The organism is Brevundimonas sp. UBA7507 (assembly GCF_002478355.1).
GTDB classification, from domain to species: domain Bacteria; phylum Pseudomonadota; class Alphaproteobacteria; order Caulobacterales; family Caulobacteraceae; genus Brevundimonas; species Brevundimonas diminuta_D.
In genome coordinates, this window is record NZ_DLNP01000014.1 from 162499 (window position 1) to 175466 (window position 12968).

15 protein-coding genes are annotated in these 12968 nt (G+C 67.0%); 7 read left to right on the forward strand and 8 right to left on the reverse strand.

Annotated elements, in window-relative coordinates; genetic code table 11:
- Positions 1 to 57: 57 nt before the first annotated feature.
- On the forward strand, positions 58 to 1980 hold the full coding sequence (gene rpoD / locus B3D50_RS11470) for an RNA polymerase sigma factor RpoD (RefSeq protein WP_269298840.1): 1923 nt from the start codon (positions 58 to 60) through the stop codon (positions 1978 to 1980).
- Positions 1981 to 2079: 99 nt separating this feature from the next.
- Here the strand turns inward: rpoD and B3D50_RS11475 are convergent, their stop codons facing one another.
- The 4 genes from B3D50_RS11475 to B3D50_RS11490 form a co-directional block, all read right to left on the reverse strand.
- Positions 2080 to 2433 (reverse strand): DUF1428 domain-containing protein, encoded by a 354-nt coding sequence (locus B3D50_RS11475; protein ID WP_003166060.1) that lies wholly within the window; start codon positions 2431 to 2433, stop codon positions 2080 to 2082.
- Between the two features lie 136 nt (positions 2434 to 2569).
- Positions 2570 to 3061 carry a VOC family protein gene (locus tag B3D50_RS11480; protein WP_286951301.1) on the reverse strand — a complete coding sequence of 164 codons (492 nt, stop codon included), beginning with the start codon at positions 3059 to 3061 and terminating at the stop codon, positions 2570 to 2572.
- Positions 3058 to 3534: an SRPBCC family protein gene (locus B3D50_RS11485; protein ID WP_286951302.1), complete on the reverse strand. Its 477-nt coding sequence runs from the start codon at positions 3532 to 3534 to the stop codon at positions 3058 to 3060. The genes B3D50_RS11480 and B3D50_RS11485 overlap by 4 nt, the downstream gene beginning before the upstream one ends.
- 3 nt (positions 3535 to 3537) lie before the next feature.
- Positions 3538 to 3981, reverse strand: a complete 444-nt coding sequence (locus B3D50_RS11490) for a VOC family protein (protein ID WP_286951304.1) — start codon at positions 3979 to 3981, stop codon at positions 3538 to 3540.
- 93 nt (positions 3982 to 4074) lie between these two features.
- On the opposite strand from B3D50_RS11490, the gene B3D50_RS11495 reads away from it, so the two are divergent.
- The gene (locus B3D50_RS11495) at positions 4075 to 4764 is read left to right on the forward strand and encodes a winged helix-turn-helix transcriptional regulator (RefSeq protein WP_286951305.1); all 690 of its coding nucleotides are present in this window, start codon (positions 4075 to 4077) and stop codon (positions 4762 to 4764) included.
- 4 nt (positions 4765 to 4768) lie between these two features.
- Here the strand turns inward: B3D50_RS11495 and B3D50_RS11500 are convergent, their stop codons facing one another.
- Both B3D50_RS11500 and B3D50_RS11505 read right to left on the reverse strand, forming a co-directional pair.
- Positions 4769 to 4981, reverse strand: coding sequence for a flagellar hook protein FlgE (locus B3D50_RS11500; RefSeq protein ID WP_286951307.1), 213 nt, complete (start codon positions 4979 to 4981; stop codon positions 4769 to 4771).
- Between the two features lie 97 nt (positions 4982 to 5078).
- Positions 5079 to 5939, reverse strand: coding sequence for a restriction endonuclease (locus tag B3D50_RS11505; protein ID WP_286951308.1), 861 nt, complete (start codon positions 5937 to 5939; stop codon positions 5079 to 5081).
- Between the two features lie 167 nt (positions 5940 to 6106).
- Between B3D50_RS11505 and B3D50_RS11510 the strand changes: the two genes are divergently transcribed.
- Both B3D50_RS11510 and B3D50_RS11515 read left to right on the forward strand, forming a co-directional pair.
- On the forward strand, positions 6107 to 8113 hold the full coding sequence (locus B3D50_RS11510; RefSeq protein ID WP_286951309.1) for a DEAD/DEAH box helicase: 2007 nt from the start codon (positions 6107 to 6109) through the stop codon (positions 8111 to 8113).
- 64 nt (positions 8114 to 8177) lie between these two features.
- Positions 8178 to 8498 carry an Mpo1-like protein gene (locus B3D50_RS11515; protein WP_024353661.1) on the forward strand — a complete coding sequence of 107 codons (321 nt, stop codon included), beginning with the start codon at positions 8178 to 8180 and terminating at the stop codon, positions 8496 to 8498.
- Between the two features lie 242 nt (positions 8499 to 8740).
- Here the strand turns inward: B3D50_RS11515 and B3D50_RS11520 are convergent, their stop codons facing one another.
- Complete coding sequence (locus B3D50_RS11520; RefSeq protein ID WP_040346148.1) at positions 8741 to 9304, reverse strand: 3D domain-containing protein; 564 nt, start codon at positions 9302 to 9304, stop codon at positions 8741 to 8743.
- 394 nt (positions 9305 to 9698) lie between these two features.
- On the opposite strand from B3D50_RS11520, the gene B3D50_RS11525 reads away from it, so the two are divergent.
- The 3 genes from B3D50_RS11525 (at position 9699) to B3D50_RS11535 (ending at position 12192) form a co-directional block, all read left to right on the forward strand.
- Complete coding sequence (locus B3D50_RS11525; RefSeq protein ID WP_286951310.1) at positions 9699 to 10730, forward strand: S1/P1 Nuclease; 1032 nt, start codon at positions 9699 to 9701, stop codon at positions 10728 to 10730.
- 179 nt (positions 10731 to 10909) lie between these two features.
- The gene (locus tag B3D50_RS11530) at positions 10910 to 11695 is read left to right on the forward strand and encodes an RNA methyltransferase (RefSeq protein ID WP_278449796.1); all 786 of its coding nucleotides are present in this window, start codon (positions 10910 to 10912) and stop codon (positions 11693 to 11695) included.
- A gap of 173 nt (positions 11696 to 11868) precedes the next feature.
- Positions 11869 to 12192: a YnfA family protein gene (locus B3D50_RS11535; protein ID WP_286951311.1), complete on the forward strand. Its 324-nt coding sequence runs from the start codon at positions 11869 to 11871 to the stop codon at positions 12190 to 12192.
- Here B3D50_RS11535 and B3D50_RS11540 read toward each other — a convergent pair.
- The gene (locus tag B3D50_RS11540; protein WP_286951312.1) at positions 12189 to 12890 is read right to left on the reverse strand and encodes an NAD-dependent deacylase; all 702 of its coding nucleotides are present in this window, start codon (positions 12888 to 12890) and stop codon (positions 12189 to 12191) included. The genes B3D50_RS11535 and B3D50_RS11540 overlap by 4 nt on opposite strands.
- Positions 12891 to 12968: the final 78 nt, after the last annotated feature.

Sequence of the window (12968 nt, forward strand, 5' to 3'; positions counted from 1 at the left end):
CGTTGTATTTTCGCCGCAGGGGCCTGATCACCCTCCGTGGCCGTGGAGACAGACTGAATGAGCGCGCAGACCGAGACGCAGGACGCCGAAACCAACGCCGACGGGCCCCTGCTCGATCTCACCGACGCCGGGGTGAAGAAATTCATCCGCCAGGCGAAGACGCGCGGCTATGTGACGATGGAGGAGCTGAACAAGGTTCTGCCGTCCGAAGAAGTCACGCCGGACCAGATCGAAGACATCCTGGCCATGCTGTCGGAGATGGGCGTCAACGTCGTCGAAGCCGAAGAGGACGCCGCCGAGGCGACCGGCACCGACGTGGCCGCCGCCGCCGAGACCTCGGTCGCCGAAGCGCCGGCCAAGGCCGCCTATGACCGCACCGACGATCCGGTGCGGATGTATCTGCGCGAAATGGGCACGGTCGAGCTGCTGAGCCGCGAGGGCGAAATCGCCATCGCCAAGCGCATCGAGGCCGGCCGCGACGCCATGATCTCAGGGCTCTGCGAAAGCGCCCTGACTTTCGAGGCCATCATGGTCTGGCGCGAGGAGCTGGCCAACAACCGCATCCTTCTGCGCGAAGTGATCGACCTGGACGCCACCTACGGCATCCTGAATCCCTCGTCCCTGCCGCACAACCAGCCCGCCCCGGCCCAGCCGACCGGCGAGCCGGACGGCGACGGCGAAGAGGACGACGACGAGGACTTCGACGACGGCGGCGCCATGTCGATCTCGGCCCTGGAGGCTGAGCTGCGCGACGGCGTCATGGAGGTGCTGGACGCCATCGCCGTCGACTTCGGCGAGTTCCGCAAGCTGCAGGACAAGCTGGTCGAGGCGCGCCTGAAAGGCGAAGTCCTGACCGCCAAGGACCAGAAGACCTATGAGGCCCTGACGGCGTCCATCTCGGACCGCCTGAAGACGATGAAGCTGAACAACGCCCGCATCGAGGCGCTGGTCGAACAGCTGTACGCCATCAACAAGCGCCTGATCGGCCAGGAAGGCCGCCTGCTGCGTCTGGCCGACGGCTACGGCATTTCGCGGCCTGAGTTCCTCAAGGCCTATTTCGGCTCGGAGATGGACCCGACCTGGGCCGAGCGCATCAAGGAGATGGGCGTCCGCTGGACCAAGTTCAGCGAGAATGAAGCCGCCCAGATCGATGCGATCCGCACCCAGATCGCCGCTGTCGCCACCGAGGCGGGCGTGCCGATCGACGACTATCGCCGCATCGTGCAGATGGTCCAGAAGGGCGAGCGCGAGGCCCGTCAGGCCAAGAAGGAGATGGTCGAGGCCAACCTGCGCCTGGTGATCTCCATCGCCAAGAAATACACCAATCGCGGCCTGCAGTTCCTGGACCTGATTCAGGAAGGTAACATCGGCCTGATGAAGGCGGTCGACAAGTTCGAGTACCGTCGCGGCTACAAGTTCTCGACCTACGCCACCTGGTGGATCCGTCAGGCGATCACCCGCAGCATTGCTGACCAGGCAAGAACCATCCGCATCCCGGTGCACATGATCGAGACGATCAACAAGATCGTCCGCACCCAGCGCCAGATGCTGCACGAGATCGGCCGCGAGGCGACCCCGGAAGAGCTGGCTGAACGCCTGGCCATGCCGCTGGAGAAGGTCCGCAAGGTGCTGAAGATCGCCAAGGAGCCGATCTCGCTGGAAACCCCGATCGGCGACGAGGAAGACAGCCATCTGGGCGACTTCATCGAGGACAAGAACGCCGTCCTGCCGATCGACGCCGCCATCCAGTCGAACCTGCGCGAGACGACGACCCGCGTGCTGGCTTCGCTGACCCCGCGCGAAGAGCGCGTCCTGCGGATGCGCTTCGGCATCGGCATGAACACCGACCACACCCTGGAAGAGGTCGGCCAGCAGTTCTCGGTCACGCGCGAGCGCATCCGTCAGATCGAGGCCAAGGCCCTACGCAAGCTGAAGCACCCCTCGCGGTCGCGGAAGCTGCGGAGCTTCCTGGACAGCTGATCCAGGAAAAATGATTGGAAAAGGGCGGCTCCGACGGGGCCGCCCTTTCTTTTGACGCGCTCTGCCTCCCGCATCGAGGGGAGGGCCTTGGGCGAGGTTTTACTGCTTCTCGTCGAAGACGGTTTCGAAGCCGCCCCACATCATGCGCTTGCCGTCGAAGGGCATGTCCATGTTCGCCATGGCGGGATCGTCCTGCATCTTGGCCCAGGCGTCGTCGGCGGTCTTCTTGTCGGGCCAGATCAGCCAGGAGAAGACGACGACCTCGCCGTCCTCCAGCTTCACCGACATGGGAAAGCTGGTGACCTTGCCGTCGGGCACGTCCACGCCCCAGTTCTCGACATGGGCCAGGGCGCCGTAGCCCTTGAACAGCGGCCAGGCGACGCGGGCGGACTCGATGTAGCGGTCCTTGTTCTCGGTCTTCACGGGGGTCAGGAAGCCGGTGATGTAGCTCATCTTGGTTCTCCTTCGGAGGTTGGCCCCAATCGCTCGCCGCGCGGCGGCTCGCTGTTTGAGGGCAGGCGGATCGTCGGGGCGGGCGGGGTCGTCGTCTTGGTCGAAAGCGACAGGTCGGACGGCTTAGCTTGGCGGCCTACCCGATCCTGTCAGCAGCGGCCTCGATGGCGGCGATGTCGATCTTGTGCATCGTCATCATGGCCTCGAAGGCGGCCTTGGCGCGGGCCGGCTTGGGATCGTCGTAGAAGGCCATCAGGCGGCGCGGGGTGATCTGCCAGTTCACGCCCCAGCGGTCCTTGCACCAGCCGCAGGCGCTTTCGGCCCCGCCGTTTCCGACGATGGCGTCCCACAGGCGGTCGGTTTCGGCCTGGTCGTCGGTCATGATCATGAACGACACGGCCTCGGTCTGAGGAAAGATCGGGCCGCCGTTCAGGCCGACGTAGCGCCGTCCGGCCAGGGTGAACTCGACGACCAGTTCGGACCCTTCGGGGCTGGACGGATTGTCGGCGGGGCTGGCGACGACGCGGTCGATGCGGCTGTCGGGCAGGCCCAGCGAGACGTAGAACTCGGCCGCCTTCTTCGCCTGGCCGAGGTCGTACCAGATGCAAGGAATGATCTTGTCGCTCATGACGCGCTCTCCTGAGGGCTCAGGGTTTCAGCGACCTGGGCCAGTTGGTCGGCGGCGGCGCCCCAGCCGGGCTCGAAACCCATGTCGCGGTGGGCCTGCATGGCCTTTTCGTCCCAGTGGCGTGCGCGGGCGGTGTAGCGCGTGCCGTCGCCTTCGGGCTCGAAGGTGTCGATGCGGACGAAGTTCATCTCGCCCGGTTGCGGGATCCAGCCCTCGGTGAAGGCGCCGGTCGTCACCAGGCGGCGGCCCGGCTCCACCTCCAGCACCACGCCGCGATACTCATGCCGCTCGCCCTCGGGCGACTGCATGACGACGTCGGCGCGGCCGCCGGGGCGCAGGTCATGGTCGACTGACACCGTGCTCCACGGGCGCGGAGTGAACCATTCGGTCGCGTGCCGGGTCCAGGCCCGCCACACGGTCTCGGGCGAGGCCTTGATGAAGCGGCTGACGCTGAGTTCGTAGAGGTCGCTCATGACTCAGCCCCCGCCGACCTGGGAGGCGAAGGCTTCCGGCCCCTGGGCGGCGGCTTCCGGGTCCATCCACATGACCTCCCAGATGTGGCCGTCGGGATCGGCGTAGCTGCGGCCGTACATGAAGCCGTAGTCCTGTCTGGCGTTGGGATCGGCCTGGCCGCCGGCGGAGGCGGCGCGATCGACCACGGCGTCGACGCCCTCGCGGCTGTCCTCCGACACGCAGATCAGCACCTGGGCCGTCTTCTTCGCGTCCGGAATGGCGCGGTCGGTGAAGGTCGCCCACTTCTCATGCGTCAGCAGCATGGCGTGGATGGTGTCGGAAAAGACCATGCAGGCCGCCGTCTCGTCCGAGAACAGCGGGTTCTTCTTCGCCCCCACCGCCTCATAGAAGGCGACGGAGCGCGGCAGATCGGCGACCGGCAGGTTGATGAAGATCAGCTTGGGCATCGGCGGTGGTCCTCCCTTGCGCGGCCCTCCCTCCCCGGACGGCCTGCCCTATGATGTTGGTCGTTCTGCGCCTTGATGTTATGTTAGTCAACCATGAAGTTAGAAAAAGTAACTACTAAGTTCGAATCCCGATCCCGGCGTTATCACGACGCCTGCGGGGCGGCGCACGGGCTGGACCTGGTGGGCGAGCGGTGGGCCTTGCTGGTCATCAGAGAACTCATGATGGGGCCGCGGCGTTTCAGCGACCTGCGAAAAGACCTGTGCGGCCTGTCGGCCAATGTGCTGACCCAGCGGCTGGAGGGGTTGGAGGCCTCGGGCGTGGTCCGGCGCCGCAAGCTGCCGCCGCCCGCCTCGGTCCAGGTCTATGAGCTGACCGACTGGGGCTATGAGATCGAGCCGGTCTTCATGGTGCTGGGTCGCTGGGCCGCGCGCTCGCCCCAGCACGACCCGACCCTGCCGATCAGCGCCGTCTCCATCATGCAGTCGTTCAAGACCATGTTCGATCCCGCCCGCGCGCAGGGCGCCGAGATGCGGCTGGGCTTTGCGCTGGACGAGGACCGTATGGTGGTAAGCGTGGCGAGCGGCGTCATCGACGCCACGCGCGGCGAGGTCGAGGACTGCGACGTCGTGGTGCGCGCGCCGGCCCAGGTCGTGGCCGCCGCCGTCTACGGCAAGGTTCCGCTGACGGCGCTGGAAGGCGAGGGGGCGATGAGGATCGAGGGCGACCGGGCGGCGTTTGCGCGGTTCATCGACTTCTTCCACCTGCCGGACAAGGCGGGATAGAGGCCTAGACCAGAATATCCAGAAGGGTTCCCGTCATCTCATCCGCCGTTCGGGCGACGGCGGCGTTGGCCGAGAAGTCGCTCCTGGCGCGGATCTGCTCGACCGCCTCGACGGCATAGTCGCCCATCCGGCCTGTGGCGACGCGGCGGGCGCTGTCCTCCAGCCGGGCCGAGGCGGCCTGCATCCCGGCGGAGGCGGTGCTGAGCGGCGAGATCATGGATGATCCTTCGACGGACGGAGGTCTGAACCCGGCCAGCATCGCCCCTGCGTGGTCAACGCCCGATCAACGGACGTGGTGAACGGCGGTCGTTTTTCTAAATGGCGCTGAAGGTCGAGCTGTCGACTGTGACTTCCTCAACCATGCGGACGGATACGCCAAGGCTGCGCTCCTTCAGCAGGTCGCAGAGCGTGTCGCCATCTACCAAGTCGATTGCGGGAGTGCCGTCGCGGGTCGCCTCTCGTCGGGCTTCGCTGGTGAATGTGCCGGTCGTGATGATCAGGCCCTTGTCAGCGCGGCCAACCATAGCGCCCCTGAAGTCGCGGACCGTCGATGCGCCGACGGACCCTTGCCAGCGTTTGCACTGAAAGATGACCTGAAACGACAGTAGGTTCATGCGCAGAACGCCGGTTCCGTCTATGCCGCCATCGCCGGTTTTGCCGGTCACCTCGACGCGGGTGAAGCCGGATTCACGCAAGAGGCGCTGGCAAAGCCGCTCGAACGCGGAAGGCTCCAGCTGGAGCAAGACGGAAAGAAGCTGATCCTTCCAGTCCTCCTGTGCGGCTTCCTGCAGCACCTGGGGCGGGTCGAGCTTTTCCGTGGTCGCGTTCGCACGCTGCGCGGCATAGGCCTTCTGCACCTGTTTGGGGATGGCTGCGATCTCGGACGCCGTCATGGCGGCGCCTGCCGGAGTCAGGCTCCAGACGCCCCTTTGGCTATTGGTTACAGCCCCGCCAAGCTTGAGCCAGCTTCGTGCGAAACCAAGGCGTTGGTCGACGACCAACTGGTTCCATTTGCCGTGCCGGAGATTCAGAATTTCGTCGGAAAGGCCCATGTGCTCGGAAATGTCTTCAAGCATTTCGGCATTGGTCAGCGACCGCCCATGGGCCTTCAGCCGATCAACAATCGGCTGCATGAAGGCTTCAAAAGGAGGCGCATCCGAAAGCGACGGCGTCATCTTCAAGTATTTGGCGATTGTTGATTTTTGAAACGCCTAGATCGATTCGGCCCCACCCCGGCCCTTATTCGTGTATAGGGAGCGCCTTCCCCGACGCCCGGCAGGCTGCGACGCCTCGCCGGGCGCGGCCGTTTAACGGTCGCCTCATCTGAATTTTCAGGCCCTTCATGCCCTTTCCCGCGATCCATCCCGCGCTTGACCGCGCCTTGCTGAACAAGGGCTACGCCGAGCCCACGCCGGTCCAGGCGGCCGTGCTGGAAGGCCATGGCGAGTCGGATCTGCTGGTCTCGGCCCAGACCGGCTCGGGCAAGACGGTGGCCTTTGGTCTGGCGGCGGCGCCGACCCTGCTAGGCGAGGACGAGCGGTTCGGTCAGCCGGACACGCCCCTGATGCTGGCCATCGCCCCGACGCGCGAACTGGCGCTGCAGGTCGCGGCGGAGCTGGAATGGCTCTACGCCGAAGCGGGCGCCAAGATCGTCACCTGCGTCGGCGGCATGGACGCCCGCAAGGAGGCGCGCGCCCTGAACTACGGCGCCCACGTCGTCGTCGGCACGCCGGGCCGCCTGAAGGACCATATCGATCGCGGGGCGCTGGACCTGTCGGCCGCCCGCGTCGTCGTGCTGGATGAAGCCGACGAGATGCTGGACATGGGCTTCCGCGAGGATCTGGAATACATCCTCGACCAGGCGCCGGAAGAGCGCCGCACCCTGCTGTTCTCGGCCACCATCGCCCGCGACATCGCGATCATGGCCAAGCGCTATCAGAAGGACGCGGTGCGCATCGACACCGTCGACCGCAGCCAGCCGCACAACGACATCGAATACCGCGCCCTGCGCATCGCCCCGAACGAGATCGAGCGCGCCGTGGTCAACGTGCTGCGCTATTTCGAGGCGCCGGGCGTGCTGGTCTTCTGCTCGACGCGGGATTCGGTGCGCCATCTTCAGGCCTCGCTGGTCGAGCGCGGCTTCGCCTCGGTCGCCCTGTCGGGCGAGATGGGCCAGCGCGAGCGCAATGAGGCGCTGCAGGCCCTGCGCGACCGCCGCGCCCGCGTCTGCGTCGCCACCGACGTGGCCGCGCGCGGTCTGGACCTGCCCGATCTGGGTCTGGTGATCCACGCCGAACTGCCGATCAACAAGGCGACCATGCTGCACCGTTCGGGCCGCACCGGCCGCGCGGGCAAGAAGGGGATTTCGGTCCTGCTGGTCCCGCACAGCCGCCGCCGCAAGGCCGAGATGCTGCTGGGCTCGGCCGGGGTCGAGGCCGTCTGGTCGGGCGCCCCGACCGCCGATGAAATCCGCGCCCAGGACGAACAGCGCCTGCTGGCCGCGCCCGTCTTCGCCGAGGAAGGCGCGGACGAGGATGCGGGTCTGGTCGAAAAGCTGGTCAAGGAGCGCACGCCGGACGATCTGGCTCGCGCCCTGTTGGTGCTGCTGCGCAAGAACCTGCCCGCGCCGGAAGACCTGACCGATCCGGGCGAGGGCCCGCAGCGCAAGCCGCGCAAGGATCGCGATGCGGCGGGCGGCGACGCCTACGCCCCCGCGCCGTGGCCGGGCGATCGCCTGCAGCCGGACGAAGTCAGCTGGTTCCGCCTGGACATCGGCCGCAACCGCAACGCCGATCCCAAGTGGCTGATCCCGCTGATCTGCCGCATCGGCGGCATCACCAAGCAGCAGATCGGCTCGATCCGCACCTTCCCCGAAGAGACCCGCTTCGAGGTCGCCCTGACTCACGCCGACGCCTTCCGCGCGGCGGCGGCCCAGAGCAAGGAAGAGGCCCGCATCACCCCGTCCGAGGCGCCGACGCCCGGTTCGATGAAGGGCGCCCGCAACCGCAATTTCGAGCGCGACGGCGAGGCCCGCCCCTACGCCAGGAAGCCTTTCCGTCGCGACGAGGACGGCCAGGGCCGCCCCCCGTTCAAGAAGAAGCCGTGGAGCCCGGAGGGCGACGCAGGCCGCAGCGCCGATGGCGAGCGTCCCTTCAAGAAGAAGCCCTATGCGCCCCGCACCGATGCGGCGTCGGGCGAGGGCGGTTTCAGCAAGAAGCCAGGCTTCAAGGACAAGGGCGACAAAAAGCCCTTCACGCCCAAGGCGGGCTTCAAGGGCAAGCCGGACTTCAAGGGCGGCGGCAAGCCCTTCGCCAAGGGGCCGAAGAAGGCGGGCAAGCGCTTCGACTGATCGCTGATCCCTGATTGATGGTCTTTGGCTTGCCCCCGGCGCGATCCGGGGGCAGGCTGGGGCCATGAGCATCGAGCAACCCCAAGGGCGGTACGCCTCGTTCGAGGCCTTCTACCCCTATTACATCCATGAGCACTCCAACCGGACGTGCCGTCGCATCCATGTGGTCGGGACTGGGCTGGTGATCGCGGCCTTTCTGGCCTTCTGCTTCACCCTGAACCCCTGGTGGCTGCTGGCCATGCCGCTGGTCGGCTACGGCTTCGCCTGGGTGGGGCATTTCTTCTTCGAGAAGAACCGGCCCGCGACGTTCAAATATCCGCTGTGGAGCCTGATGGGCGACTTCCGCCTGTTCTTCGAGACGGTCAGCGGCAAGCGGAAGTTCTGAGGCGGTCAGCAGCTTCGGATTTCGCGCAGACGTTTCCCATTATTCGCCGTCATCCTCGGGCTTGACCCGAGGATCGGGTGGTCCGCCTGTGCGACTGGGGCAGGGCGGAGCGCGCCCGGCGCTCGATCCTCGGGTCAAGCCCGAGGATGACGGCAGGTGAGAGTGCGCCGGATCGACGTGGGCAACGAAAAAGGGCGGCCGGATCGAACCGGCCGCCCTTTTTGTCGTCAGGCTGAAAGGCCTCAGTTCGAGGCGGTCTCCCACGCCGGGGGGCAGCCGTCGAAATCGCCCGCGTCGGCGATGGTCAGGGTCTTCATGTTCAGGCTCATGGCGGGGCGCATCGAGGCGCGGCCGTGGCCGGTGTAGAGGTCGATCTTGGCGCCCTTGATCGCGCCGCCGGTGTCGGAGGCGTACCAGTAGCCGTCGTGCACCGTGCCGTCGGCCATCTGCAGGCCGACCGTCTCGCGGATGAACAGCTTGGTGCGGCGCGGGATGACGCGCGGGTCGACCGCGACCGTGCGCATCGGAATCGGGCGGCAGCCCAGGGAATCGTTGCCGGTCGCTCCGCCGCCGCCGGCGTGATAGAGGCGGGCCGAGGCGCGCCAGTCGGGATCGCCGGCCATCAGCTCAAGCTGTTCGGCCGACAGGTCCGCCGTTTCGGCGGAATCGATGGAACCGGGGGCCGTCGCGGCGGCTTCTACGACAGCGGCGTCGCGGGCGACGGCCGTTTCGTAAGGGACAGGCTCTCCGGACCCGGAGAAGGCCATGGTCCACAACATGGCAAGCGCGGCGGCCGTGCTCAACATCGTTCAAACTTCATGCAGCACCGGTCCCGACACGCTCCGGCAGGGCGGTTTCTGACGACGAATTGCGGCGCAATTGTGGCGAATGAGATCAGTCGCTGTATCGGTAGTGGATAAGGCGCAAATGGGGCCAGTCTATCGCCGTCCGGTGTCAGACTATTGTGACTATAGAATATAAGTATTTAGCGATTTTAAGTTCTATACTGTCACAGCCGTCTCCGCCGTTAACGACTTGATCGCGGTCGCTAACACTTTATTGGCAAGAAAAGCTGGCGCCGAAGCCAAGATAACGGCGGCGTGATCGGCGCTGCTGCGGTCGTGAGCGGCGGGTGGAGCGGTGCGCGGGAATGGGATAAGCCGTCGTTTCCCTTTCTGAAATTTCCAACGGCGCCGTCTCATGAACCGACAAGTCAAACGCCTGATGATTTCCGCCGCGGCCCTGGTGCTGGTCGCGGCGCCCGCCGTTCAGGTTGAGGCCTGGGGCAGTTCGGGCCACCGGGTGATCGGCGTGGCGGCCATGCGGGCCCTGCCGGGCGACCTGCCCGCCTTCCTGCGCACGGCCGGGGCCGCGGCTGATGTGGGCGAATATTCGCGCGAGCCCGACCGCTGGAAGGGCGCGGGCCAGCCGCACGATCGCGAGCGCGACACCGCCCACTTCGTCGACATGGACGATGAGGGCCGGGTGATGGACGCGCGCGGCATGACCATGGCCGACCTGCCGCGTCTGAAATCGGAATACGACGCCGCCCTGATCCGCTCGGGTCTGGACGTGGATAAGGCCGGATACCTGCCCTACGCCATCATGGACGCCTGGCAGAATCTGGAGCGCGACTTCGCCTATTGGCGGGTGCTGACCGCCGCCGAGGCGCGCGAGCCGGACCTGGCCAAGCAGGCCTGGTATCGCGCCGACCGCGAGCGCCGCGAGCAGTTGATCCTGCGCGACATCGGGGTGCTGAGCCATTTCGTCGGCGATGCGTCCCAGCCGCACCACACGACCATCCACTTCAACGGCTGGGCGGGCGAGACCAATCCCGAGGGCTTCACCAGGTCGCGCCGCACTCACGGGGATTTCGAGGGCGCCTTCACCAGCCGGACCCTGCGTCTGGATGCGGTCGAGGCGGCCATGGCGCCCATGAACGTCGAAGGCTTTGACCTGCGTGCGCGCACAGCCTTGCACCTGAACGCCACCCTGACGACCGTCATCCCCTTCTATCGGATGGAGAAGGCGGGCGCGTTCAAGGACACGGACCCGCGCGGCGCGGTCTTCGTCAATGAGCGACTGGCGGCCGGGGCGTCGGAACTGCGCGACTTCGTGTCGGCCGCCTGGCGTGTCTCGGCGAACAGCAGCATCGGCTGGCCTGCGGTCAAGGTCGCCGAGGTCGAGGCGGGCCGTGTCGACCCGTGGACCGCGATGGTCGGCGAGGACTGATTCTCCCTTCTCCCCTTGCGGGAGAAGGTGGGCCCGAAGGGCTCGGATGAGGGGTTTCTCTGACCGGGGCCAAAGCCGCGTGATTAGAAAGGTCGCGAGAGCCCTCATCCGTCAGCCCTCGGGACAAGCCCGAGGACTGCTGCCTTCTCCCGCAAGGGGAGAAGGACTATTGAGCGCTCATGACTGAACTCACCCCTCCCGTCGTCGTCCTCGACAAGTCGCAGATGGCCGACAACATCGGCGCGGTCGCCCGCGTTATGGCCAATTTCGGCCTGTCGGAATTGCGGCTGGTCAGCCCGCGCGACGGCTGGCCTCAGGACCGCGCCTGGGCCACGGCGTCCGGCGCCGACTGGGTGCTGGACGGGGTCAAGGTGTTCGACAGCGTGGCCGAGGCCATCGCCGACCTGAACACCGTCTTCGCCACCACCGCCCGCCCGCGCGAGACGCGCCAGCCGGTGCGCACCCCGCGTGAGAGCGCGCGCATCCTGTATGACGACACGGCCTCGGGGCTGAAGACCGGCCTGCTGTTCGGCGGCGAGCGGGCGGGGCTGGAGACCGGCGACATCGCCCTGTGCGCCGGTATCACCACCATCCCGATCGACCCCAAGCACCATTCGCTGAACCTGGCGCAGGCCGTGGCGATCAACGCCTATGAGTGGCGCACCCTGATCCTGGACGCCCCGCCGCCGCGCTTCCGCGAAGGCGAGCCGCCTGCGTCGAACGACCTGCTGCTGGGCATGTACGAGCATCTGGAAGCGGAGCTGGACAACGGCGGCTTCTTCTATCCGCCCGAGAAGAAGCGCTCGATGAGCCAGAACCTGCGCGTCATGCTGGGCCGCGCGGCCTTCACCGAGCAGGAGGTCGCCACCATGCGCGGCGCCATCCACGCCCTGGCCAAGGGGCGCGGCCGGGTGCTGGCCAAGCTGGCGGCGGAACGGGCCGAGGCGGCGAAGAAGGGGGAGTAGGGGGCGATCCTGTGCTCGTTTGCGCCGCCGTTTGCCGTCATCCTCGGGCTTGACCCGAGGATCGGGTTGTCCGCCAGCGTGACGCCGGCAAGTACGAGCGCGCCACTACGCTCGATCCTCAGGGCAAGCCCGAGGATGACGGCGGTGGGGAGCGGAATGACGGAAGCAGCCGCATGAAACTCGCCCTCGTCTATCCTCTCGCCGCCCTCGCCGAGATCGGCGGCTGTTTCGCCTTCTGGGCCTGGCTGAAGCTGGACCGCTCGCCGTGGTGGCTGGCGCCGGGCGTGCTCTGTCTGATCGCCTTTGCGTGGTTGCTGACCATGGTTCCGGCCGAGACGGCGGGGCGGGCCTTCGCGGCCTATGGCGGGGTCTATATCGTGGCGTCGCTGGCGTGGATGGCGCTGGTCGAGAAGACGACGCCGGACCGTTGGGACCTCATCGGCGGCGCGGTCTGCCTGATCGGCGCCGCGATCATCCTGTTCGGGCCGAGGGGCTAGAGCGCGCCGAAGAAGGCGGGCACGGTCTCGCTGGCGGGGCCGTAGACGCCCTCGTCGAACAGGCCCGCGCCCAGCGTCGGCTCCAGATTGATCTCCACCGTCCGCGCCCCGGCCATGCGCGCCAACTGCACGAAGCCCGCCGCCGGATAGACCGCGCCCGAGGTGCCGATAGAGACGAACAGGTCGCATCGCGCCAGCGCCGCCTCGATCCGCTCCATCTCCAGCGGGATTTCGCCGAACCAGACGATGTGCGGGCGCAAGGTTCCGTGCGGATGATGGGGTGAGGCGTGGGCGGGCTCCAGATCGTCATGCCAGTCGCAGACGACGCCCGAGGCGGTGCAGCGCGCCTTCTTCAGTTCGCCGTGCATGTGGATCAGTTCGAAGCCCGGCGCGGGCGGCGTGTCCATGTGCGCCCGGTCGTGCAGATCGTCGACGTTCTGGGTCACCAGCAGGACGTCGCCCGCCCACCGCGCCGCCAGATCGGCCAGCGCCCGGTGCGCGGCGTTGGGTTGGACGCCGGCCAGTTGGCGTCGCCGCTGGTTGTAGAAGTCCTGCACCAGGGCCGGGTCGGCGGCGAAGCCCTCGGGCGTGGCGACGGCTTCGACGCGATGTCCCTCCCACAGACCGTCCGAGGCGCGGAAGGTCGGCACGCCGCTCTCGGCTGAGACGCCGGCGCCGGTCAGGATGACGACGTTCATGCGGGGCTCCTTTGTGTGGACAGTCGGTCGTGCAGCCAGTCGATCATGGCGCGGACCTTGGGCGGGACGTGGCGGGGG